Here is a 22,962-nt window from a genome sequence, read left to right as displayed (position 1 = left end):
TTAAACATAAATGGTTTATTTTATGTCTTTTTCAAGGATTAATGTAAGTTGTTGATATGGTGGCTCTTCACTAACGAAGCCCCAATCATTAAAAATTTTTGAATCTATATGAGTGATTATTTGTCGTTTGTTTCTTTTTTCTACTTTAAAGCCATCTGCTGACATTTTTCTCATGAGTCTTGCAGATTCTTCAAATCGAGCAGCCATGGAATCTAGAGTTTCACAGTCCTTTGTTAACCCTTCTTCTTTCCAAGTAAAATACGTCATCAGTTCAATTTGAAGAATTAAGATTTAGCGAAAAATACTAGATTGATTATTATTAATAATAATGTAACAAACCAGAAGCTACTCACAATATGAGTTTCTTTGTTACCTTTGAGCTCAAAATGGTGATGTATTGGAGTCATCAAAAATAATTTATGCCCTTTCCCTTTTATTTTCTTAGAAATTTTAAAAATCCCTACTTGAGTTATTACTGAAATTGATTCTGCTGCAAGTACTCCTCCCATAACTAACAGAGACCAAAGATTATTCGATATCAGTGCAATGCCACCAAGAGATGCTCCAATAGCTAAAGAACCTGAGTCACCCATAAATAATTTTGCAGGATGTTTATTAAGAATAAGAAAACCCATAGAACTTCCAGCCATTACTATGCAAAGAGGAGCAAGGGTTTCAGCGTAAGCTTGATTCTCTACTAAAATAGTTATTGCTAAACCTGTAAAAATTAATGCACTACATCCACTTAGTAAGCCATCTAAACCATCAGTCAAATTAGTTGAATTGCTTTCTGCTAATAATACAAATATTCCTAAAGGATAAATTAAATTTTCTATATTAATAATTCTATTTGCTATTTGAATATTACTAGATAGAAAATTATTTGATTCGCAAAAAATAATAAAAATAAGACTGATAAAAAATTGAAAAATTAATTTTTGATTTGAAGTAAGACCAGTGTTAAATTTTTTTTTCAAACTTATTAAGTCATCAATAAATCCTATTAACATAAAAGATATAATGAGTAAGCTCAAAGTCAAAATAATTCTGTAATCTTGACTTTTTAAAAATAAAATATTAGCTATTATGATTGCTATAGGAATAAAAAAAACTCCACCCATAGTAGGAGTTCCTTGTTTTACATAATGTTTCTTTGGTCCTTCTTCTCTAATTATTTGCTGAATTTTTATTTTTTTTAAGATAGGAATACTTATACAAGTAATAAATGATGATATTAGAGCTGTAATTATAAAAGGAATAGTCAAAGAATAATTTTCAAAATATAAATCACAAAATAAAGATGTACATGTAATTATTCCAAACATAATACATATTTGAGAATTAATATTATTAAAAAATGATATTTTTTTTTTATTTAAAGGCTTGTTATATTTTTCCAAAACTAAAGCTAGTAAATTAATCTTCCCACTCTTCATCTGTTGGTTCTTCTTCGGCTTTATAGTCTTCTTTTTCTCCCATTAAAGCTGAAAGTTCTTCTTCTTCTACTGTACTTATTTCTTGATCATTCGAATCTTCATCAGAAACTAATCTCCCACTAGTTTCTAGCCATGATAATAAATCGGGTTCTTCTCGCAGAGGTAGAACAGGAGCAGGCTCTTGCCTGGCATAGCGGGTTAGTGCGGGATTAATACCGTCTAAACTAGATAAATTGATTTTTTTTAGATCGCTCATATCAGGATTTTGATCGATGAATTAACATAATGCATTATGGATTAATTTTCTAATCTTTATGCTGACTTCAAAGCTGACACTGATGATTTGTACTTGGGTCGTGGCTTTCTTAGTAAGTATTTCTCTTCGTGTGGCTGGTTTTATTCATCCTCAACCTTTTTCCATAAATCATTTTTTAGTATGGTTTTTGCTTTTTGGTCCTTCTATTGTTCTTTTAGTTTATTTTTGGGCTAGGAGATCTTTCTCAATAGATTCGTTAACTTAACTTAAATTTTCAAGTGATTTTAATGTTCGCATCTCTTGTTTTTATTTTTACTACAAATGACGATGTTCAAGATTTATTGATTTTCGGTCATGATATTAATGCTTGGTTAGTTTATGTACTTATTTTTTTTGGGTTAACTTCTTTTGGTTTTGTTTCGGTATGGCTCATAGGATTCTTTGCTGAAAGCCAATCAGGAAAATCTATTAAGCAGCCCTGGGAATGAATTTTGTATTTTTTTTGCGATTTTTTTACACCTTGAAAATATTTGAATCAGCATTGAAAATCTAAATAAGAAATATTGTCCAATAGTTCTCTATATTTAATTACAAGAATTGAATTTCCTTATAGGAGAGAACCATATGGGAATAGCTAAAAAAGTTGTTTTGGCCTATTCAGGAGGAGTAGATACTAGTGTTTGTATTCCCTATTTGAAGAGGGAGTATGGAGTTGAGCATGTGATTGCTTTCGCGGCAGATCTTGGCCAGGGCGATGAGTTGGATGTAATCAAAAAAAAAGCTATTTCAGCCGGAGCATCGCAGTCATTAGTCGGCAACTTAGTAAAGCCTTTTATTGAAGATTTTGCTTTTCCAGCAATTAGGTCTAATGCTCTATATCAAGGTAAATATCCGCTTTCAACAGCATTAGCTAGACCTTTAATTGCAAAAAAACTTGTTGAAATTGCAAGGGAAGTAAATGCTGATGGAGTCGCTCATGGGTGCACGGGCAAAGGTAATGATCAAGTTCGTTTTGATGTAACAATTGGAGCTTTAGCTCCTGATTTGCAATTGCTTACACCAGCGAGGGAATGGGGAATGAGCCGCGAAGAAACGATTGCCTATGGAGAAAAATATGGAATAGTCCCTCCTGTTAGTAAAAAAAATCCTTACTCAATTGATCTGAATCTTTTGGGCAGAAGCATTGAAGCAGGGCCACTGGAAGATCCATTTGAGATGCCATCCAATGAAGTCTTTGGTATTACCTCCTCAATTGCTGATTCACCTAATACAGCTCAAATAGTTGACATTCTTTTTGAGAATGGTTACCCAGTTGCAATTAATGGAGAATTGATGGATCCTGTATCTCTTATAAAAAAAGCTAATAGCCTTGCAGGAAAACATGGCTTTGGACGTTTGGATATTATTGAAGACAGAGTAGTAGGAATTAAAAGTCGAGAAATTTATGAAACACCAGGATTGCTTTTATTAATTAAAGCTCATCAAGAAATGGAAAGCTTAACTTTACCCGCTGACTTATTAAATACTAAATTCAATCTGGAAAGACAATGGGCAGACTTGGTTTATAAAGGTTTCTGGTTTAGTCCTCTAAAAGAGGCATTAGATGGATTTATTAATTTTTCTCAAAAGCATGTCAATGGAATAGTAAGGATGAGGCTTTTCAAGGGTAATGCTGATGTTATTGGTCGAAAGTCACAAGAAAATAGTCTTTACGTTTCAGATATGTCTACTTATGGAGGTGAGGATAAATTCAACCACAAATCCGCTGAAGGATTTATTTATGTATGGGGATTACCCAGTCGAATCTGGTCTTGGATAAACAAGTAAAATGTAAGATTTTTTATTTTATTTATCTCTTATCTTTATCTTTATTCTTTCGATTCTTCTTTCTTATCTTCTTCTACAGGTGATTCAGCTTTAACTTCAGTAGATTTTACTTCTTCTTTTTCTGTTTCAGATTTTTCAGGTTCATCTTCTTTAGATGTTGATTTTGGAGTTGGCAAAGGACCAAATTGTTTAACTGTGAGGTATCGAATAACATCTTCACTTAACCTCATTGCTTTTTCTAACGTTGCAACTTGCTGACCATTGCCTTGATGACTTAATTGCACATATACTCCCTCTTTATGTTTAGCAATTGGATAAGCAAGTCTTCTTTTCCCTCTCATTTGACTATCTAATACTTCAGTTCCTGATTTCTCAAGAATTTCACTATATTTTTTTATGTGACTGTCTACTTCTTCTTCCGGGATGTCCGGACGAAGAATGTACATAGTTTCGTAATAGGGTTTTTCAGACATGGAAAAAATTTCCGACTAGGACTTTTGGGCTCATTAAGAGCGACGGAGTTATGATTTTATACCGAGGTGGTAACTTTTCACAATTGCATTTTTGTTGCTTCGCTGATTATGGGCAGATCCGGTTCCTTCCCTTGTGTGCAAGACCAAACACAATAACAAATCATTGAAAAAAGACTAATGAATAAAGTACTAGAGAAGGTTCTTATAATTAATGAGTCTTGAAAAGGACTAAAAAGAATTTCGAATACAAAACTGACTATTATTATGCCAATATTAATTAACAATGATTGCAGTGCGTTAAAACTTAAAAAATAGGATATTTTACTATTTCTTATTAGTCCAATATAGATAGCTAAAAATAATAATAAATTTCCAAAAGGTATTGATCTTTCTATTAAAATAATTGGTATTGCAGGTATTTGAGTAATTTGAGTAAAAGGATACTTTATATATAAATGATTACCAAACGTAAGTGAATCAGCCCAAGGAATCATATAGAGAATAACTCCTAATATTTTTGCTCCTGGTGAAGGCATAAGAAATTTTATTTTTTTAAGATTAAACGATTAAATGTTTCTCTGCAGATGATTTCATTATTTGAGTAGGCACGTTATTAAAACCACTCCAAAGTTTTATTGATAAGGCACCTTGCTCGACAAGCATATCCAGACCATCAATTGTAAAACAATTTTTTTTCTGCCCAAGTTTTAACCAATTGGTTGGTCTTGGAGTATAAATCAAATCGTACAAAATAGTCTTGTTAGAGAGGCTTTCCCATATTTGATTGCCAAGAGGAATATTGTTTTGTTCAGTGTTTAGGCTATTCATTCCGATTGGAGTTGTATTAACAATTAAATCGGCTTCTTTAATATGTGATCTAATGTTTATGTCTTTATTATTAATAGCTTCAATTGATATATGGTTTTTTGATAATAAGTTTTGCATGTTTTTTACAAAAATATCTAATGAAATTTCATTTCTACCAATTATTTTTACGTTTTTAACATTTAAACTATTTAACCCCATAACTACAGCTCTTGCGCTGCCTCCACAACCCATGACAACAACATTTTTATCCATTAAATTATGATTTTTTAATGGTATCAAGAATCCTTCTACGTCAGTGTTTGCACCTATCCATTGATTATTTTTTTCTGGTATTAGTGTATTAACTGCTTGTATATCATTTGCAATTTTAGTTAATTTATTGCAAGATTTAAGAACTTCTTGCTTGTGAGGAATAGTTACATTTAATCCTTTGCAATCTACAAATCTTAGGGCTGTAGTTAAATCGTCAATATTTTTTTTATCGCAAGGAATTGCTAAATAACACCAATCAAGTCCCATTTCTTTATATGCCGCATTGTGCATAATCGGTGAAAGAGAGTGATTTACTGGCTGTCCAAGAAGTCCTACTAGTTTAGTTTTTCCAGTGATAGCAATCATTTCGTTTAGAAGTTGATTTGAAATTTATAAGAGACTGTTCGGGAACCACGCCTCGCCTCAAACAGGTCTAACTGACGAGGATGTTACTTAAAGAAAGAAATTAAAGGAGTTAATCACCAATGGGGAAGGTAGTCGGCATCGATCTTGGAACTACAAATAGTTGTGTTGCTGTCATGGAGGGTGGTAAGCCCACTGTAATCGCAAACGCTGAGGGTTTTAGAACTACTCCATCAGTGGTTGCTTACACAAAAAATCAAGATCAATTGGTTGGACAAATTGCGAAGCGCCAAGCGGTAATGAATCCAGAAAATACTTTTTATTCTTCAAAGAGATTTGTTGGACGAAGGGTAGATGAAGTAAACGATGAATCCAAAGAAGTCAGTTATGGAGTTGAAAAAGCAGGTTCTAATGTCAAATTAAAGTGCCCGATACTCGATAAACAGTTTTCTCCTGAAGAAGTTAGTGCTCAAGTTTTGAGAAAACTTTCTGAGGATGCAGGAAAATATTTGGGTGAAACAGTAACACAAGCAGTAATTACTGTTCCAGCGTACTTTAATGATTCACAAAGACAAGCAACCAAAGACGCGGGGAAAATTGCGGGTTTAGAGGTTCTTAGAATTATTAATGAGCCAACCGCCGCTGCTTTGGCTTATGGTTTAGATAAAAAAAGCAACGAAAGAATATTAGTTTTTGATTTGGGTGGTGGAACTTTCGATGTATCTGTTTTAGAGGTTGGTGACGGAGTATTTGAGGTTCTCTCTACTTCTGGAGATACTCATTTAGGTGGAGACGATTTCGATCGTGCAATTGTTGACCATTTAGCCTCAACATTCAAAAGTAATGAAGGTATAGATCTACGACAAGATAAACAAGCCCTTCAACGTCTAACTGAAGCAGCTGAAAAAGCGAAAATAGAATTATCAAATGCTACTCAGAGCGAAATAAATCTTCCTTTTATAACAGCCACACCTGAAGGTCCTAAACATCTAGATTTGACACTTACCAGAGGAAAGTTTGAAGAGTTAGCAGCAAATCTTATCGATCGCTGCAGGGTTCCAGTCGAGCAAGCTCTAAAAGATGCAAAATTATCTACTGGAGAAATAGATGAGATTGTCATGGTTGGAGGCTCTACACGAATGCCAGCAGTGAAAGAGTTGGTAAAAAGAGTCACTACGAAAGACCCAAACCAAACAGTTAATCCAGATGAAGTCGTAGCTGTTGGAGCAGCTATTCAGGGTGGAGTTCTTGCTGGTGAAGTCAAAGACATTTTGCTCCTTGATGTAACTCCTTTGTCTCTTGGGGTTGAAACTTTAGGTGGGGTGATGACAAAAATGATCTCAAGAAACACCACTGTTCCCACTAAAAAAGCCGAAACATATTCAACTGCAGTTGATGGTCAAACGAATGTAGAAATTCACGTTTTACAAGGTGAACGCGAGATGGCTTCCGACAACAAAAGTCTTGGAACTTTTCGTTTAGACGGAATTCCTCCTGCTCCCAGAGGTGTTCCTCAAATCGAAGTGACTTTTGATATTGACGCTAATGGAATCCTAAGCGTCACCGCTAAAGATAAAGGTAGCGGTAAAGAACAAAGCATCTCAATTACTGGTGCCTCAACTTTGTCGGATAGCGAAGTTGATAAAATGGTTAAAGATGCTGAAATTAATGCTTCTGCGGATAAAGATAAGCGTGAAAAAATTGATATTAAAAATCAGGCTGAAACACTTGTTTATCAAGCTGAAAAACAAATCGGTGAGCTTGGCGACAAAGTTGATGAAGAAGCGAAAACTAAAGTTGAAGAGAAACGAATCAAGCTAAAAGAAGCTGTTGAAAAAGATGATTATGAACTCATGAAGTCTTTAGTAGAGGAGCTTCAACAGGAATTGTATTCATTAGGAGCTTCTGTTTATCAACAAGCAAACTCTGCTTCACAAGCGGCTGATTCAAGCACTGATAATAAGCCTGATGGAGATGATGTTATTGACGCTGACTTTACTGAAACAAAATAAATTTATATTTATTGGTTCTCTATTTTAAGGCCAATCCATTCAGCGCATGCAGGAGCTAACAAAATACCGTTTCTGTAATGTCCTGTATTAATTAATAATCCAGTTTCTAATTCTTTTATTAATGGACTAGGTTCGTTTGTTGGTCTAGCTCTTATTCCACTCCATTCATTGCTTACTCTTGCATTTCGAATCCATTTGGGAGCAGTATTTTTTATTTTTAACATTACTTGTTTTTCAAGTTGGCTTGGACTGATGCCGCGCTCCACAGTTGCTCCCATAAGTAGATGATTGGGTTTATTGTGTATAAAGTTTATAGATTGATAATTTAATATTCCAGGCCAATTTTTCCAATTAATAGCGTTGTCTTCTAATTCTAATTCAACAACTTGTCCTAATATCGGTTCTAAAGATATCTTATAACCTAATGGTCCTATTAGTTTTTGAGTATTTAATGCTGAGCAAAGTACTACAAAATCTTGATTAATATATTTATTATTTCCTAAATTAATATTCCATTTTTTTTCATGTAATTTATTATTTTTACTTATTTTAACAACAGTATTTTCTATTTTATTTATTTTGATTTGATCAAGACTATGCATTAATACTTTTATTAATTCTATTGGATTTAGTCGACCATCTTCATTAGATATTACTCCTCCTATTAACTTTGTCTCAAATGTAGAATTCCAAAAATCTAAAGAATTTTTATCTAAAAGTTCAAATTCAAATTCTTTTTTATTCTTCATTACTTGAATCATTGATTGATATTCTTTTTCAGAACTTGCTAATTTAATTAATGGTTTTTCTAATTTTAAATTAAATTCAGAATAGTTTATTTCAGAAAGCCATTCTTTCCATAACTTCATACTCTTATTGCGTAGTGAGAAAGCTCTTCCTTTTGATTTTTTGTAGATATTTCCCATTAGAACACCTAAACTAGCTTGTGTTCCATTTTTAGGATTTAAATTACTTATCTTTGAATTTACAATTGGGTCGATTAAATTTACTTTATAACCTTTTTTTCCTAGATAAAACGCAGTTGTAATTCCTGCTATCCCACAACCAATAATTGAAATTTCGGTTTGCTTTATGTCTGTTTTTTGGCTGTTCGTTTGCATAGATGTTATGAAATTGGCTTGTTAATTTTCAATGAGTGGTCTAAAAAAGAGAATAGTTTAAGGATATCGCTTTAGTGAGCATTAAAACAGTTATCTTGCAGTTCATTTGTCCTGATAAGCCTGGACTTGTAAGTGATTTGTCAACTTGGATAGCAAGTAAAAATGGGAATATTAGACATGCTGATCACCATACAGATTCAGATGCAAAATTGTTTCTCAGTCGTATAGAGTGGGATTTAGATGGATTTATGCTTGATAAAGATGAAATAAATTCTGAAGTAATTTTGCTTGAGAATAGGTTGAATGGAAAAGCCGTATTGAGTTTCTCTGAAGATTTTCCGAATGTTGCAATATTTGTTAGTAAGCAGAGTCACTGCTTGGTTGATCTTTTATGGAGAGTTAAGGCAGGTGAATTATGTATGAATATTCCTTTGGTTATCTCAAATCATTCGGATTTGGAAGAACTTTGCGCAAGTTTTTCAATTCCTTTTAAGCTTATAAAAGTAGATAAAAATAATAAAGCGGATTCAGAAAGTAAGATTTTAGATTTGCTAAATGAATATAAAATTGATTTAGGAGTTTTGGCTAAATATATGCAGATTTTAAGTAGTTCATTCTTAAAGAAGTTTCCCCATTTCATCAATATTCACCATTCTTTTCTTCCTGCTTTTAAAGGTGCTCAACCATATCATCAGGCTTGGGAAAGAGGAGTAAAATTAATTGGCGCAACAGCCCATTACGTTACTGAGGATCTAGATGCTGGTCCAATAATTGAACAGACTATATCTAATGTGAGTCACCGCGATGAAGTAACAGATTTAATAAGAAAGGGTCGAGATCTTGAGCGAGTCGCATTAGCAAGAGCTTTAAGATTACATTTAAGACGACAAGTGATTGTTTATAAAGGGAGAACGGCTGTTTTTACATAATTAATAATGGTGTTTTCTTTAATTAAAAAAAATAAATTTTCAGACAATATTGGCTGGAGTTGTTTTCAGTTAGGTGTTTTTTGCTTGCCTTCTAGTGCATTATTTTCTTTTGTGTTTTTGCTTGTAGCTCTTTTTGATGAATCTCTAAAAAGAAGAGATTTCTATTGGAGGGAATATTGGAATTATCCGCTAGTGTTTGTAACTTTTTTGATGATAATTGGTTGTTTTCGTTCTCCTACCGGTTGGCTAGCTTGGCTTGGTCTTTTTAATTGGTTGCCATTTTTTTGGTTTTTTTGGGGTTTGCAACCATATTTGTTGACCCCTGAAAGAAGAATAAAATGCGCTTCTTGTCTTGTATGGGGAAGTTTACCTGTTTTGATCACTGGCTTTGGTCAGCTATGGTTTGGATGGGAGGGTCCTTGGCAGATTTTTGATGGTTTAATAATTTGGTATATATCTCCTGGAGGAGAGCCATTAGGAAGATTGTCTGGATTGTTTGACTATGCAAATATCAATGCTGCATGGTTAGCGGGTGTATGGCCATTGTGCTTGGCTTCCGTTCTGCATCCTTTCATTTGTGGAAAAAATCGAGTTATTCCCTGTCTACTTTTAGTTGCTTTTGTTTCATCAATGATCTTAACTGATTCTCGAAACGCATGGGGTGCAATCGTTTTAGGTCTACCATTGGTTTTTGGTTCTGCATCATGGAGTTGGTTAATCCCATTAATGCTCATTTGTGTTATTCCAGTGATAATTGCGGTTTTACCTATTTTTGATTTTGGAATTCAACAATTTGCAAGAAGTATTGTTGCTGATTCTATTTGGATGAGATTAAATGATATGCAGTTTGTAGACACTAGAGCTTTTGAAGCAACACGTATTGGCCAATGGAAAGTTGCCGTTAATTTAATTTTTGAAAAGCCATGGTTAGGTTGGGGAGCAGCAGCTTTTTCAATTATTTATCCCCTGAGAACAGGTTTATTTCATGGCCATTCCCATAACTTGCCTTTAGAATTAGCAATTAGTCATGGTATTTTAGTTTCTTTTTTGATTAATATATTTGTTTTTAGCTTATTAATAATTTCCGGTTTTTATAGAATATTTAATAGATTAAATTCAAAAGAGAATATAATAGTTGATCGAGCTTGGTGGACTTCTACTTTAATTCTTATTTGTTTTCATGCGACAGATATTCCATTATTTGATAGCCGAATAAATATCTTAGGTTGGATATTATTGATAGGCCTTAGATGTATGATCTATAATTCTAGAAACTTTAATATTTTTTTAAAGAGAATTTGATAAGTACTATATCAACTCTCCTTGTTCAATTGTAATCTGTCTTTCATAAATTGAATGTTCATTAAATATTCTGGCAGTTAAAAAGCTAGCTATACATGTAATTAATAATGGCTTGAGTATTAAAAGATTTTTAGTTAATGCGAAAGCTAAAAACATTGCCGTTAATGGGGTTCTTGAGCATCCAGATACGAATCCGCCCATTCCTGCAAAAATAAAAGTTGTCGGCACATGGCCCGTTAATGTTTCCACTCCTATGCCGCTGGCCAATCCTATAGATCCTCCTAGGGTGAGCATTGGATAAAACAAACCACCTGGCGCTCCAGAGGCAGCTGCTAAACCAGACGCAAAAAATAAAACTAAAAATATGCTTATTGCAAGCATAAAACTATTACTTTCATTGACAATAATTTTTTGTAATCCTTCGATATTATGAAAACTTTCTGGAAGTATTGAATATATTGAGCCAAGTAAAAATCCAGATAAGCTCATTCTTTGAACAGTTTTATTTTTAAACCATTTGTTTCCTAATAGTTGCATTTTTAAAACGTATTGGCAATACATTTCTGCAAGGAATCCAAGTAAGACTCCTAAAAATATTAGGTATAAAAAATCTATCGGAAAGAATTTGATTACTGGTGTATAAGCTCTTTCTAATTGAAAACCTAAATTATTAATGAATCCACCAGCTTTTTGATCTAGTCCAATCGCTTGCAAAATATCAGCGCAACTATCAGCCCAGAATGTTGTTACTATTACTAGTAAGAGAACTACTGGTTTGGCTGAATTTAGAAGTTCCTCAATTGCATAGATAAAGCCTCCAATAGGTGCACTAAAAATAGCAGCAATTCCAGCTCCTCCTCCCGCTGCAACTATGACTCTTCGAAATGAAATAGGGGCTTTTAGCCATTTGGCCATTTTCCAGGCGACAGATCCTCCCATTTGTACTGCTGGGCCTTCTGGTCCTAGTGGGAATCCACTGCCGATAGCAATTATTCCAGTAAATAGTTTTACAACACCAACTCTTAATCCCATAGGGACTGGCTTATGGCGAAGAAACGCAATGATGTGACTTACTCCTGCTCCTTTAGCTGCAGGGGCAAAATTTTGAATGATTGATCCAGCGATTAATCCTCCTAATCCTCCTAAAATTGGTAAGACTATCCATCTAGGTAAATATCCAAGAAGATTTGATCGATAATTTTCTAATGCATTGATTCCAGTTTTAAATAATATTCCAGTTAACGCAGCTCCCAACCCTGTAAGAATTAGAGCAAGAATTACATTTAGCCATTTCTTCTGAAGAAGTCTTTTGATACTTTGAGTTGATTTTTTTTGTATTGGATTTTGACTTTTACTTTTGATCATTTAACTCAATTTATGTTTGTAAAATGGAGGCCTCTTCTTCTTTTGTTATTACACGACCGTCTTCGATAAAGTTTGGTATTTCATTAAAGTTTAAGTATCTGTATATTTCGTCAGTTAAAGGAGAAACTTTTTTGGAAGCTATCTCAAGATATTCATCTGTGCTAGGGATATGACCTAATAATGCGCAAACTGCAGCCAACTCGGCACTTCCTAGGAACACCTGAGCTCCTTTGCCTAATCTGTTGTTGAAATTTCTTGTACTTGTTGAGAAAACAGTTGAATTATCTTCTACACGAGCTTGATTGCCCATACATAGAGAACAACCAGGCATTTCCATTCTGCTTCCAGCTTTTTCAAATATCTCGTAGTATCCTTCTTTTTTTAGAATTTCTTCGTCCATTCTTGTTGGCGGACATACCCATAATCGTGCTGAAATCTTTCCTTCACCTTCAAGAATTTTTGCAGCAGCTCGATAATGCCCAATATTTGTCATGCACGAACCAATAAAAACTTCTTGAATGGGAGTGCCTGCGACTTCGCTTAAAAGTTTGACGTTATCGGGATCATTAGGACATGCTAAAACAGGTTCTTTGAGTTCATTCAAGTTTATATCGATGATTTCTGAGTATTGAGCATTTGAGTCGGCTGATAGTAAATATGGTTTTTTCAACCAATCTTCCATGTCTTTAATCCTTCTATTTATTGTTCTTGCGTCTTTATATCCTCTGGCAATCATATTTTTAAGTAAAACAATATTGCTTTTTAAATATTCACTGATTGTTGATTCAGAGAGTTGAATAGTACATCCAGCACAAGATCTTTCTGCACTTGCATCCGTTAACTCAAAGGCTTGTTCTAATTTTAGATTTGGTAGACCTTCAATTTCTAATATTTTTCCATTAAACACATTAACTTTGTTCGCTTTTTCCACGGTCAGAAGACCTTCTTGTATCGCCATCCACGGAATGGCATTAACTACATCTCTTAGAGTCACGCCAGTTTGTAAAGACCCTTTAAAACGAACAAGAACTGACTCCGGCATATCTAAGGGCATAGAACCAATTGCTGCAGCAAATGCGACGACTCCAGAACCTCCTGGAAATGAAATTCCCAATGGGAATCGAGTATGACTATCGCCACCTGTCCCCACTGTGTCCGGTAAAAGCATCCTATTTAGCCAACTATGGATGATTCCATCACCGGGTTTTAATGCTATTCCTCCTCTCTCAGCAAAAAAATCAGGGAGTTCTTTTTGAGTTTTGATATCAACGGGTTTGGGATATGCAGCCGTATGACAGAAACTCTGCATAACTAAATCAGCAGAAAATCCTAAACATGCTAATTCTTTCATTTCATCTCTAGTCATTGGACCAGTAGTGTCTTGACTCCCAACTGTTGTCATTATTGGTTCACAACTTGTACCAGGGAGTACTCCTGCTAAACCGCAAGCTTTCCCAACCATTTTTTGAGCTTGTGTAAATCCATGCTTTGATGCAGCTGGCTGGCCAGGACGAATAAAAAGACTGGAGGGAGAAAGTTTTAATTTTGCTCTAACTTTGTCTGTTAGAGCTCTTCCAATCATTAAAGGAATACGCCCACCTGCTCTCACTTCATCAGTAATGGTTTGTGGTTTTAAATCAAATTTTGATAAAAGTTCACCTCCATTGGGTTCATCCTGATTTTTTCTAACTTCGCCTTTGTAAGGAAAAATAGTGATGACATCTCCTGTATTGAGTTTGCTTACATCACATTCAATTGGAAGTGCACCTGAATCTTCAGCAGTATTGAAAAAAATAGGAGCAATTTTGCCTCCTATTACAACTCCACCCCCTCGTTTATTTGGTACGAAGGGTATGTTTTGTCCTGTATGCCAAAGGACTGAGTTTATTGCTGATTTTCGCGAGCTTCCTGTTCCAACCACATCGCCAACATATGCAATAGCATGCCCTTTCTTTTTTAATTTTTTAATAGTGTTTAAACCATTTGGATCACGAGTTTCTAGCATTGCCAGAGCATGTAAAGGAATATCCGGTCTGGTCGTGGCATGAGTTGCGGGAGAGAGGTCGTCTGTGTTCGTTTCTCCTTCAACTTTAAATACTGTGACAGTTATTTCTTCAGCTAAAGGTTGTTTATTAGTGAACCATTCTCCATTGGACCAACTATTTATAACTTTTTCTGCATAAATATTTTTTTTTGCTAATTCATAAATGTCGTTTAAAGCATCATAAACTAAAAGAGTATTACTTAATCCACAGCATGCTGAAGCTGCTAATTCTTTATTATTAGATTTGAGTATTTCAATTAATGCAGCTACATTATATCCACCAATCATCGTACCCAAAAGTTCAGTTGCTTTTAAAGGACTTACTAATGAACTTTTGGATTCTTCTTGAGCAATTGAACTAAGCCAAGTGGCTTTGACATAAGAGGCTTGATCAACTCCCGGGGGAATTCGATTGGTAAGAAGATCAAGTAAGAAGTTGTGATCGATTTCTTTGTCTGGCTTTTCTAATAACTCTGTTAAAGCCTGAGTCTGCTTTGCATCTAAAGGAAGCGGAGGGATCCCTAATGCTTCTCTTTCTGCAACATGTGATAAATAACTTTTTAGCATTGTTAAATCTCAATAAAGAATGTATTTGAGTGATAGCCTCTTGTTTTCATTGTTTACAACTGCATGTTTCTTGAACAATCATTCAAATAATGCAACTTATTACCCCCCTATGACTGATACTTCTCTAATCTTATATCTATGATCACGCTTTAAATGTCCACCTCATCATATTTTTCAATGGTGGATAGCACCTCTGACCTTAATGTGGTCGAGACTCGTCCATTAATGTCACCAGCATTACTGCATAGAGATTTGCCTTTGGATAAGGCAGCCTCTGAAATAGTTTCTAATACTCGCAAAAATATTCAATCAATTCTTAATGGTATTGATCAAAGAATTTTGGTGATTGTTGGACCATGTTCCGTTCATGACGTTGATGCGGCTATTGAATACGCAAATCGTTTAGCTCCATTAAGGGATAAGTATAAGCAGAAGTTAGAAATTGTCATGCGTGTTTATTTTGAGAAACCTCGAACAACTGTTGGTTGGAAAGGACTTATTAATGATCCTCATCTTGATGATTCTTATGATATTAATACTGGTTTGAGAAGAGCAAGAGGTTTATTGCTTGATTTAGCCAAAAAAGGAATGCCCGCAGCAACAGAATTACTTGATCCAGTTGTTCCTCAATATATTGCTGATTTAATTAGTTGGACTGCCATCGGAGCAAGAACGACAGAGAGTCAGACTCATCGTGAAATGGCATCTGGATTATCAATGCCAGTTGGTTATAAGAATGGCACCGATGGGACAGCAACAATAGCGATTAATGCAATGCAAGCGGCTTCAAAACCTCATCATTTTTTAGGAATTAATAATGATGGTCACGCTTCGATCGTGAGCACAACAGGCAATCCAGATGGTCATCTTGTTCTAAGAGGTGGTAAAAATGGAACTAATTATCATCTTGAGGCAATTAATTTAATTGTAGAGGAATTGGCACAATCTAAGATGCCTGGAAGAGTGATGGTTGATTGTAGTCATGGCAACTCAAATAAAGATTTTCGTAGACAATCAGAAGTTTTACGTGAAGTTGCATCACAGTTAAAAGCTGGATCAAAGAATGTAATGGGTGTAATGATTGAAAGTCATCTCGTTGAGGGTAATCAGAAATTAAATCCAGATTTGTCAAAACTTACTTATGGACAAAGTGTTACTGATGCATGCATAAACTTTTCTACAACTGAGGTTTTATTAGAGGAATTAGCTGAATCAGTCAAATAAATTTGGTGTTTTTTTATATGCCTATGAACCATATCCCTATACAAGTTACTCCAATAGGAACAGTTAAATTATCAATACCCCAAGGACTTATTTGTTCTAAAAAAGTTGCTATCAGCGAAATGACTACTATTTCTAGAGGCTGTATACTTAAATTATTCAGTGAAGAAATAATTGATGTCGTTATAGCTACTACTGTTCCCATGGTTAATGTTCCAATAATCGATTTTGTTTGACCAAGTATTGACCATTTTGGAGAGTTAATAGATCTACCGATTAAACCTGCTAATCCATCGCCAAAAGCCATTGATAGCACCCCAATGGAAATGGAAGATGCATAGCGAGGCCAGAACAGTAACAGTAATAGTGTAATGCTGATACCATATGCAACTGTTCCAAAACTTTTTCTGTCGATATCCTCAATAGCTGGTAATAAACGATATTGGTAATTAACACCTAAGGCTATTGTGATCAATAATGCAGTTAGGAAAGCTATATTTTTTGGAATATCAAATAACCAGGCTAAAAGAATGACTGGCCCAGTTCCAATATGAATAATTTTTCTACTTAATTCTTCTTTTTTAGGAAAAAATCTTTTACATAAATATGCAATCAATAAAAGTATAATTATCCATAATGCAATAACAAAAATAGCTATTTGAATAGGCAATGGTTAGGCAGCGTTTTGACGAGTAGTCATTACTCTCAATTTTAAAATAGCTTTTGCTTCAAGTTGTCTTACACGCTCTCTCGACACATTGATTTGTCTTCCAATTTCAGCAAGGGTCAGTGGCTCTTCTCCATCAAGGCCAAAGCGAAGTCTCATTATTTTTTGCTCTCTTTCATTTAATTGAGATAACCATCCTCCAAGGTGTTCTTTTTGAATATTTCTATCCATCCCTTCCATGGGCTCATCAGAATTTGGGTCGGGAATTAATTCTCCTAGAGTGCTACGATCCTCTTCGCCTCTAGCATGAGCATCAAGAGACGCACATGGCGCGCTTTGAGACACAAGATCTTCTAAGTCTTGAGGTTCGATTCCCATTGCGTTTGCTAGCTCTAGTCGATTTGGCTGCCTACCAAACCGATGAGATAATTCACGCGATATACGGCGCATTTTTGAGAGTTTTTCGCTGATATGAATTGGTAGTCGAATAGTTCGAGCACTGTTATCAATTGCACGAGTCATACCTTGTCTTATCCACCAGTATGCATAGGTTGAGAATTTATAACCCATTGCAGGATCAAATTTATCAACAGCTCTCTCTAATCCAATTGCACCTTCTTGAACTAAATCAAGTAACTCTAAACCTTGATTTTGATATTTTTTTGCAACACTTACAACGAGTCTCAGATTTGCAGCCATCATGCGATCTCTTGCCCGCTTACCCATTTTTATTTTGTGCTTTTGACGGGTAGTGCGTTGTTCAAGGGGAAGGTTCAACAAATCTTTCATTTGTTGTACATGATGGGCAAGTTCAATTTCTTCTGCAGGAGTCAGAAGTGGGACTCTTCCAATACTTGTGAGATAGAAACCTATTGCATCAGTTGCTAGACGATTACTTTGCCTTCTAGAACTTCGTGATTTTTGACTACTAACAGTTGATGTAGATAGTTTTTGATTTTTGCTTGCCGAATTAGAATTCTCTGATGAAACGTCAGAAACTTCTTTGGCAGATTCCAGCGGGATCCCCATCACCCTGGCCTCTTGAAATTAGATTTATAAAGAAGGTAGCACTTATAAGGAGAAGTTGACTAATTGAAACGAAAAATTTATGACTTTTTGCCTAATTAGGTATAAAGCGCATCGAAAAAATAGATTAAATGTTTTTCGAAAAGCTTTGAAATTTTTAATTTTCTCCTTTTGTGTATAGCTTGATAATTTTTTCTTGAATATATTTTTTCTTATCATTCAAAATTTGATTTTTGGCGTAGCTACCATCACTTTGCATATTCCAAGAGTCTTTATTTACTTCTAAATAAGAATCTAATAAATGTTTAATTTCTCTTTTAATTTTATTGTCTTCAATAGGCGTAACTGCTTCAACTCTTCTATCTAAATTACGTCTCATCCAATCTGCACTACCAATAAATACTTCTGCATTTCCATTATTATTAAACCAGAAGATTCTTGAATGCTCTAAAAATCTACCAATAATGCTTGTGACGGTTATGTTTTCGCTTAAGCCTTTTTTCTGAGGATATAGGCAACACATACCTCTAATAATAAGTTTAATTTTCACTCCTTCCTGTGAAGCTATATAAAGTAATTTTATAATTTCTGGATCTACCAAGGAATTCATTTTGGCTATTATCTTGGCTGGTAAGCCATTTTTTGCATAATGGATCTCTCTTTCGATTAATTTTTCGATTCCACTTCTAAGAGTTACTGGTGCAACTAATAATTTTCTATAAGATTGTTGTTTAGCAAATCCAGTAAGGTAATTAAATAATTCAATAAGATCTTGACCAAGCTCTGGTTGGCAAGATAGTAAGCCAAAATCTGTATAAGTTCTAGAGGTTTTTGAATTATAATTTCCAGTTCCTATATGAAAGTATGTTCTTAATCTATTTTTTTCTTTTCTTATGATTAAAGCTATTTTTGTGTGAGTTTTTAGTCCAATTACCCCATAGACAACATGTACACCCGATTGTTCTAATTGTTTTGCCCATTGGATATTATTATCTTCATCAAACCTTGCTTTTAATTCAACTAGAGCCATTACTTGCTTTCCCTTTTCAGCAGCTCTGATTAGTGCATCTATAATTAATGAGTCTTTGGAAATTCTATATAAGGTCATTTTGATACCCATGACTTGTTTATCTTCCGCGGCTTGATTAATAAACTCTTCAACTGAAGTTGAAAAAAGATTATAAGGATGATGGACTAGTAAATCATTACGTCGAACAATTGAGAATATACTTTTAAAATTACTTTTATTTCTAGTATCTAATTCTTCTTGTTCTCTCAATTGACTATTTTTCAGTAAATCATGAGTAACGCCTTGATGATCTTTAAATTTTAATTTAGGAAGATTAAATCTTGTTAATTCTATTAATTCATCTAATGCTAGTAGCCCCTCAATTTGATATAAATTTTCTTTGTCAATGTTCATTCCTTCTTGTAAAAGATCAAGAATAATTTTTGGTGTATTTATAGAAACTTCTAATCTTACTACTTCCCCTCCTTTGCGCCTCTTCCGTAAACCTTCTTGAAGTGCACTCATTAAATCATCAGCTTCAATATCTCGGAGTTCTAAATCAGCATCTCTTGTTACGCGAAAGAAAGAATATTCTTTAACATCCATTCCAGGGAAAAGCATAGATAGATTATTTGCAATAATTTGCTCAATGGCAATTCCTGTATATTTTGTTGATTCATTTTCATTGAGTTCAATTGGAATACTTATAAATCTAGAAATACTCTCCTTTGGAATTTTTATACGTGTAAATTGTTCTTTATCTGATTCACTATCTACTATGATTGCAGCTAAGTTTAAACTTAGATTACTTATAAAAGGGAAAGGATGAGCAGGGTCAACTGCTAAGGGGGTAAGTATTGGAAAAATGGCAGTTGTAAAATAGTTGTCTATCCAAATCTTTTGTTTTTGATTTAATTCTTTATATTCGAGTATGAATAAATTATTTTCTTTAAAGTCTTTTTTTATATATTGTTTAGTTTTATATTGCTGTTTCTTTAAAATTGGATCTAAATAATTTCGAATTTCAATAAGTTGTTCTTCAGGTGATTTTCCATCTTGACTTTTTTTTGAGATCCCTCCTTCAACTTGTGATTTTAATGAAGCGACTCTAACCATAAAAAATTCATCTAAATTATTACTAAATATTGAACTGAATTTAATTTTTTCTAGTAATGGCGTTTCTTCTTCTATGGCAAGTTCTAAAACACGTTTATTGAAATCAATCCAACTTAGTTCACGATTTATATAATTTTCATTATTGATTTTTAGAGTAGTCATATCTACAACAAATTTATTCAATTTTTAATTATTATTTTAATATCTTGATCATCTATAAGTCTAGGAAATTGCTTTTTTTTGAGTAAGACTTTTTCCTGAGATTAAAAACATAACAATTAATAGAAGCAAAATAGTACCAAAGAATGGGCTTCTCGGTCCAAAAAGATCATATGAGCGCCCTGCTGCTATTGCTCCAAGAAAAGTTCCTAGACTTTGTAAACCTTGCAGATTGCCTAATACTGCTCCTTGACCTATAGAACTTAGTCTTCTCGAAATTAATGCTCTCAAACTAGGCGTTACTAGTCCAGTTCCCATTGCAAGTATTGCGACGCCACTGAATACAAGAGGAATTGATGTATCTGTATTTGCGAGAGTTAAAAGAATACATCCTGCCATTACAAATCCAATACCAGTAAAAGTTAATCTCGATTCCCCAAATCTTTTTACAAGAGGACCGATGAGTCCTCCTTGGACAATCATCGCGATAACTCCGACTACAATAAAAGCAGCACTACATAATTCAGGACTCCATCCAAATTTTTCTTTTAAATAAAGTACTAAAACAGCTGTAAAACCATTAAATGCCATAAAGAAGACAAAAAATGATAAGCAAAGTCTTCTAGCTAAGGGGTTTTTAAATACAATTAGTAGCTGACTAATTGGGTTCAAATCTCTTTTTCTTGGTAATAGATTTCTTTTATTTTTAGGCAGTGTTTCTGGTAAAAATAAAATTACAAAAATTAAATTAAATATTGCAAATCCGCTTGCGACCCATACCGGTAAAGTAACACTAAATTTAGCAAGGGCTGTTCCTAATCCTGGGCCAAGAATAAAACCCAAACCAAAGGCTACACCAATCAAACCAAAGGTTTTTGCGCGATTTTCGGGAGTTGATATATCTGCAAGTATGGTAGTTGCAGTAGATGCAGTACCTCCACTTATGCCATCAATTATTCTTGCTAAAAATAGTAAAGATAAAGGTAAAGTGGAGGCCCATAAAGGTAAATAATTATCCCAATCTAGACTCACGGTGATTGCAAATAAACATATGCCAATTACAGAACCTGATACACATGTGATCATGATAGGCTTACGTCCAAAACGATCACTCATGGCACCAATTAACGGGGCCGCAGCAAACTGAGATATTGCATAAGTTCCTGTTAGGAAACCAAGAGTTGTTGCGCTTGTTGTGAATTGTTCTAATAAAAAAGGTAAGAGAGGTAAAACAATAGTTTCACCTAATCGATCATCTAGAAGTGTTATAAAAGCTCCTAAAAGTGTTGGAATTTTTAGCCTTCTCAAAGCAAATAGCTCATAATTTATTCACCCTCTCATATTGTCAGTGAATTTGACATCTTTAGGTAGACACAGTCTAAATCGATATTTGCGACCTTGTGAGAGTTCCGATGAAATGGCTTTGAGAGAAGTTTATGAAGATGCTATTCGAACTTGTGATAAATCCTTATATAGCCAAAAACAGATTGATGCTTGGTCTTCCTTAGCTTATCTCCCTGGGATTTTAGATAAACCTCTTAAGGAAGGAGTTGGTTGGGTGAGTTGTGTTAATAAGACGATTGAAGCATTTGCTTTGAGATATCCAACTAATCGCTTAGCATTACTTTATTGCCGAGGGCGTTCGTCACGGCAGGGTCACGCTACAGCTTTATTACATCAAATTGAAGAAGATACTCTCAAAGATAGACCTATAAATTTAAAAACAGAGGCAAGTTTATGTAGTTATAAATTGCTTTTACGTCATGGATGGACAATTACTGCTCCGGAGGAAATTCAAATAGGAGGTGTTCATTTTTTACGCTATTTAATGGCAAAAACTTTGCATTGAATGCCTTTTTAATAGGTCTTCTTATGAATCAATATTTGCTTGTCTCCACTGAATTAATTTTTCTAAGTGCTCTAAAGCAAATCCTGAATTGATTACTTCCTTTGCTTTATTGATTCCAACTTTAATATCAGAACTTAAGCCAGCATAAAAAAAGTAAATACCAGCATTCCATTCTAGTGCTTTAATTAAAGGGCCCTCTCCATTAAGAGCTTGGAAAGCAAATCTCTGCCAGTCTTCGATGTTGGTCCATTCAAGATCTTGTCCTGAATATTCAAAGTCTTTGGGATGATAAACCGCTCTTGTTCCATTTTGATTTTTATAATGACCAATTGTTGATGAACGACTTATTGAAAGATCGATCCCACCTTCAAGTCCTTTAACAGTTATTATGTTTTCTTCATCCATAAGCTCGAGTGTTTTCCAGTGCCTTTCTTCAGTTGGAGAATGAACATAACCACTTATATGTAGATGCTTTCCTTGATGACATGTCCAGATTAATTCCATACTGGATAGCGGTGGTCGTTTACCTATTTGATCTCTATAAGGTATTAAATTTTCAGCTAGTGGAAAATGATCTGGCTGATGGATTAAAGCAAGTTCGTTATGGTTGAAAAAACTTTGTAGTTGAGAAATTGATAGACCAGTTAAATTTAATCCTAAGGCTTGAAAGAGTTCGTTATGAGTAACGCCGTATTTCACAGGCATACGAGAACCACCATGCAAAATAACAGGCTGTTGTTGCGTTAGTAATAGTAAGGTTGTTAGAGGATATAGAGGTGCAGTTTTTTTTCGACCATCAAAAGGCATCCCAAAAAATATAGGTTGACGTTGATTACTGGGTGATTGAATTTTTGGTCCTAGTTCTATATAGGCATCAATCATCCCGGCTAATTCTTCCGGGATAGGACGTCTAATTCTATGTGCAATCATGAAACCACCAATTTGTGCTGCACTTGCTTCTTCTTTCAGCATCAGTTTGATAGCTGCTTTAGTTTCTCCACGAGTTAGACTTTTTCCTGTAAATTGCCCACTCCCTATTTTTCTTAAATAAGTTTTAAATTCTTCGTATTTATATGACATTCGTGTGTTTGTTTTGAAAGTTTAGTTTTGTTTGCAAGTTCGTTGCGTTGAGTATTTTTT

Annotated in this window: 21 protein-coding genes; 7 read left to right on the top strand and 14 right to left on the bottom strand. The window is 34.4% G+C overall.

The window, feature by feature from the left end; genetic code table 11:
* Window positions 1–15 precede the first annotated feature (15 nt).
* Genes AC6EIW_RS07665 through AC6EIW_RS07655 form a run of 3 tightly spaced genes read right to left on the bottom strand, consistent with a single transcriptional unit; the run spans window position 16 to window position 1,692 of the window.
* On the bottom strand, window positions 16–267 hold the full coding sequence (locus tag AC6EIW_RS07665; RefSeq protein ID WP_498520081.1) for a hypothetical protein: 252 nt from the start codon (window positions 265–267) through the stop codon (window positions 16–18).
* Between the two features lie 17 nt (window positions 268–284).
* Window positions 285–1,436 carry a phospho-N-acetylmuramoyl-pentapeptide-transferase gene (gene mraY, locus AC6EIW_RS07660; protein WP_498520080.1) on the bottom strand — a complete coding sequence of 384 codons (1,152 nt, stop codon included), beginning with the start codon at window positions 1,434–1,436 and terminating at the stop codon, window positions 285–287.
* A complete protein-coding gene (locus AC6EIW_RS07655; RefSeq protein ID WP_498520079.1) occupies window positions 1,417–1,692 on the bottom strand; it encodes a DUF3134 domain-containing protein in 276 nt (91 codons plus the stop codon). The genes mraY and AC6EIW_RS07655 overlap by 20 nt, the downstream gene beginning before the upstream one ends.
* A 287-nt stretch (window positions 1,693–1,979) precedes the next feature.
* Between AC6EIW_RS07655 and AC6EIW_RS07650 the strand changes: the two genes are divergently transcribed.
* Window positions 1,980–2,180, top strand: coding sequence for a cytochrome B6 (locus AC6EIW_RS07650; protein ID WP_498520078.1), 201 nt, complete (start codon window positions 1,980–1,982; stop codon window positions 2,178–2,180).
* Between the two features lie 136 nt (window positions 2,181–2,316).
* Window positions 2,317–3,519, top strand: coding sequence for an argininosuccinate synthase (locus AC6EIW_RS07645; protein ID WP_498520077.1), 1,203 nt, complete (start codon window positions 2,317–2,319; stop codon window positions 3,517–3,519).
* A gap of 41 nt (window positions 3,520–3,560) precedes the next feature.
* On the opposite strand, the gene rpsF is transcribed toward AC6EIW_RS07645, so the two are convergent.
* The 3 genes from rpsF to AC6EIW_RS07630 form a co-directional block, all read right to left on the bottom strand.
* A complete protein-coding gene (gene rpsF, locus AC6EIW_RS07640; RefSeq protein WP_498520076.1) occupies window positions 3,561–3,992 on the bottom strand; it encodes a 30S ribosomal protein S6 in 432 nt (143 codons plus the stop codon).
* Window positions 3,993–4,069: 77 nt separating this feature from the next.
* Window positions 4,070–4,528, bottom strand: coding sequence for a Tic20 family protein (locus AC6EIW_RS07635; RefSeq protein ID WP_498520075.1), 459 nt, complete (start codon window positions 4,526–4,528; stop codon window positions 4,070–4,072).
* A 22-nt stretch (window positions 4,529–4,550) separates the two neighbouring features.
* Window positions 4,551–5,438 carry a shikimate dehydrogenase gene (locus AC6EIW_RS07630; protein WP_498520074.1) on the bottom strand — a complete coding sequence of 296 codons (888 nt, stop codon included), beginning with the start codon at window positions 5,436–5,438 and terminating at the stop codon, window positions 4,551–4,553.
* Window positions 5,439–5,557: 119 nt separating this feature from the next.
* On the opposite strand from AC6EIW_RS07630, the gene dnaK reads away from it, so the two are divergent.
* A complete protein-coding gene (gene dnaK, locus AC6EIW_RS07625) occupies window positions 5,558–7,447 on the top strand; it encodes a molecular chaperone DnaK (RefSeq protein WP_498520073.1) in 1,890 nt (629 codons plus the stop codon).
* 8 nt (window positions 7,448–7,455) lie between these two features.
* On the opposite strand, the gene AC6EIW_RS07620 is transcribed toward dnaK, so the two are convergent.
* Entirely contained in the window at window positions 7,456–8,568 is a 1,113-nt protein-coding gene (locus AC6EIW_RS07620) for an NAD(P)/FAD-dependent oxidoreductase (protein ID WP_498520072.1), read from the bottom strand.
* A 74-nt stretch (window positions 8,569–8,642) separates the two neighbouring features.
* On the opposite strand from AC6EIW_RS07620, the gene purU reads away from it, so the two are divergent.
* Both purU and AC6EIW_RS07610 read left to right on the top strand, forming a co-directional pair.
* On the top strand, window positions 8,643–9,497 hold the full coding sequence (gene purU / locus AC6EIW_RS07615; RefSeq protein WP_498520071.1) for a formyltetrahydrofolate deformylase: 855 nt from the start codon (window positions 8,643–8,645) through the stop codon (window positions 9,495–9,497).
* Window positions 9,498–9,503: 6 nt separating this feature from the next.
* Window positions 9,504–10,799 (top strand): O-antigen ligase family protein, encoded by a 1,296-nt coding sequence (locus AC6EIW_RS07610; protein WP_498520070.1) that lies wholly within the window; start codon window positions 9,504–9,506, stop codon window positions 10,797–10,799.
* Between the two features lie 6 nt (window positions 10,800–10,805).
* Here AC6EIW_RS07610 and AC6EIW_RS07605 read toward each other — a convergent pair whose 3' ends face one another.
* Window positions 10,806–12,164, bottom strand: a complete 1,359-nt coding sequence (locus tag AC6EIW_RS07605) for a ClC family H(+)/Cl(-) exchange transporter (protein ID WP_498520069.1) — start codon at window positions 12,162–12,164, stop codon at window positions 10,806–10,808.
* 10 nt (window positions 12,165–12,174) lie between these two features.
* On the bottom strand, window positions 12,175–14,775 hold the full coding sequence (gene acnB, locus AC6EIW_RS07600) for a bifunctional aconitate hydratase 2/2-methylisocitrate dehydratase (protein WP_498520068.1): 2,601 nt from the start codon (window positions 14,773–14,775) through the stop codon (window positions 12,175–12,177).
* Window positions 14,776–14,928: 153 nt separating this feature from the next.
* On the opposite strand from acnB, the gene AC6EIW_RS07595 reads away from it, so the two are divergent.
* Window positions 14,929–15,999 carry a 3-deoxy-7-phosphoheptulonate synthase gene (locus AC6EIW_RS07595; RefSeq protein ID WP_498520067.1) on the top strand — a complete coding sequence of 357 codons (1,071 nt, stop codon included), beginning with the start codon at window positions 14,929–14,931 and terminating at the stop codon, window positions 15,997–15,999.
* 13 nt (window positions 16,000–16,012) lie between these two features.
* Here the strand turns inward: AC6EIW_RS07595 and AC6EIW_RS07590 are convergent, their stop codons facing one another.
* From AC6EIW_RS07590 to AC6EIW_RS07575, 4 genes are all read right to left on the bottom strand, one after another.
* Window positions 16,013–16,666: a diacylglycerol/polyprenol kinase family protein gene (locus AC6EIW_RS07590; protein ID WP_498520066.1), complete on the bottom strand. Its 654-nt coding sequence runs from the start codon at window positions 16,664–16,666 to the stop codon at window positions 16,013–16,015.
* Between the two features lie 3 nt (window positions 16,667–16,669).
* Window positions 16,670–17,692, bottom strand: coding sequence for an RpoD/SigA family RNA polymerase sigma factor (locus AC6EIW_RS07585; RefSeq protein WP_498520065.1), 1,023 nt, complete (start codon window positions 17,690–17,692; stop codon window positions 16,670–16,672).
* 154 nt (window positions 17,693–17,846) lie between these two features.
* Window positions 17,847–19,976 (bottom strand): polyphosphate kinase 1, encoded by a 2,130-nt coding sequence (gene ppk1, locus AC6EIW_RS07580; protein WP_498521627.1) that lies wholly within the window; start codon window positions 19,974–19,976, stop codon window positions 17,847–17,849.
* A gap of 60 nt (window positions 19,977–20,036) precedes the next feature.
* Window positions 20,037–21,281, bottom strand: coding sequence for an MFS transporter (locus AC6EIW_RS07575; protein WP_498520064.1), 1,245 nt, complete (start codon window positions 21,279–21,281; stop codon window positions 20,037–20,039).
* Window positions 21,282–21,390: 109 nt separating this feature from the next.
* Between AC6EIW_RS07575 and AC6EIW_RS07570 the strand changes: the two genes are divergently transcribed.
* Entirely contained in the window at window positions 21,391–21,822 is a 432-nt protein-coding gene (locus tag AC6EIW_RS07570; RefSeq protein WP_498492989.1) for a GNAT family N-acetyltransferase, read from the top strand.
* Window positions 21,823–21,843: 21 nt separating this feature from the next.
* Here AC6EIW_RS07570 and AC6EIW_RS07565 read toward each other — a convergent pair whose 3' ends face one another.
* Entirely contained in the window at window positions 21,844–22,902 is a 1,059-nt protein-coding gene (locus AC6EIW_RS07565; protein ID WP_498520063.1) for an anthranilate phosphoribosyltransferase family protein, read from the bottom strand.
* Window positions 22,903–22,962 lie beyond the last annotated feature (60 nt).

This window comes from Prochlorococcus sp. MIT2308 (assembly GCF_059772345.1).
Note: the sequence above shows the minus strand (reverse complement) of the source record. Positions and strands in the feature narration are given on the sequence as shown.

Bases quoted from the DNA above. Each gene is read 5' to 3' on its own strand.
- AC6EIW_RS07665 (WP_498520081.1), bottom strand. From the start codon at position 267: ATGACGTATTTTACTTGGAAAGAAGAAGGGTTAACAAAGGACTGTGAA.
- mraY (WP_498520080.1), bottom strand. From the start codon at position 1,436: ATGAAGAGTGGGAAGATTAATTTACTAGCTTTAGTTTTGGAAAAATAT.
- AC6EIW_RS07655 (WP_498520079.1), bottom strand. From the start codon at position 1,692: ATGAGCGATCTAAAAAAAATCAATTTATCTAGTTTAGACGGTATTAAT.
- AC6EIW_RS07650 (WP_498520078.1), top strand. From the start codon at position 1,980: ATGTTCGCATCTCTTGTTTTTATTTTTACTACAAATGACGATGTTCAA.
- AC6EIW_RS07645 (WP_498520077.1), top strand. From the start codon at position 2,317: ATGGGAATAGCTAAAAAAGTTGTTTTGGCCTATTCAGGAGGAGTAGAT.
- rpsF (WP_498520076.1), bottom strand. From the start codon at position 3,992: ATGTCTGAAAAACCCTATTACGAAACTATGTACATTCTTCGTCCGGAC.
- AC6EIW_RS07635 (WP_498520075.1), bottom strand. From the start codon at position 4,528: ATGCCTTCACCAGGAGCAAAAATATTAGGAGTTATTCTCTATATGATT.
- AC6EIW_RS07630 (WP_498520074.1), bottom strand. From the start codon at position 5,438: ATGATTGCTATCACTGGAAAAACTAAACTAGTAGGACTTCTTGGACAG.
- dnaK (WP_498520073.1), top strand. From the start codon at position 5,558: ATGGGGAAGGTAGTCGGCATCGATCTTGGAACTACAAATAGTTGTGTT.
- AC6EIW_RS07620 (WP_498520072.1), bottom strand. From the start codon at position 8,568: ATGCAAACGAACAGCCAAAAAACAGACATAAAGCAAACCGAAATTTCA.
- AC6EIW_RS07610 (WP_498520070.1), top strand. From the start codon at position 9,504: ATGGTGTTTTCTTTAATTAAAAAAAATAAATTTTCAGACAATATTGGC.
- AC6EIW_RS07605 (WP_498520069.1), bottom strand. From the start codon at position 12,164: ATGATCAAAAGTAAAAGTCAAAATCCAATACAAAAAAAATCAACTCAA.
- acnB (WP_498520068.1), bottom strand. From the start codon at position 14,775: ATGCTAAAAAGTTATTTATCACATGTTGCAGAAAGAGAAGCATTAGGG.
- AC6EIW_RS07595 (WP_498520067.1), top strand. From the start codon at position 14,929: ATGTCCACCTCATCATATTTTTCAATGGTGGATAGCACCTCTGACCTT.
- AC6EIW_RS07585 (WP_498520065.1), bottom strand. From the start codon at position 17,692: ATGGGGATCCCGCTGGAATCTGCCAAAGAAGTTTCTGACGTTTCATCA.
- ppk1 (WP_498521627.1), bottom strand. From the start codon at position 19,976: ATGACTACTCTAAAAATCAATAATGAAAATTATATAAATCGTGAACTA.
- AC6EIW_RS07570 (WP_498492989.1), top strand. From the start codon at position 21,391: ATGGCTTTGAGAGAAGTTTATGAAGATGCTATTCGAACTTGTGATAAA.
- AC6EIW_RS07565 (WP_498520063.1), bottom strand. From the start codon at position 22,902: ATGTCATATAAATACGAAGAATTTAAAACTTATTTAAGAAAAATAGGG.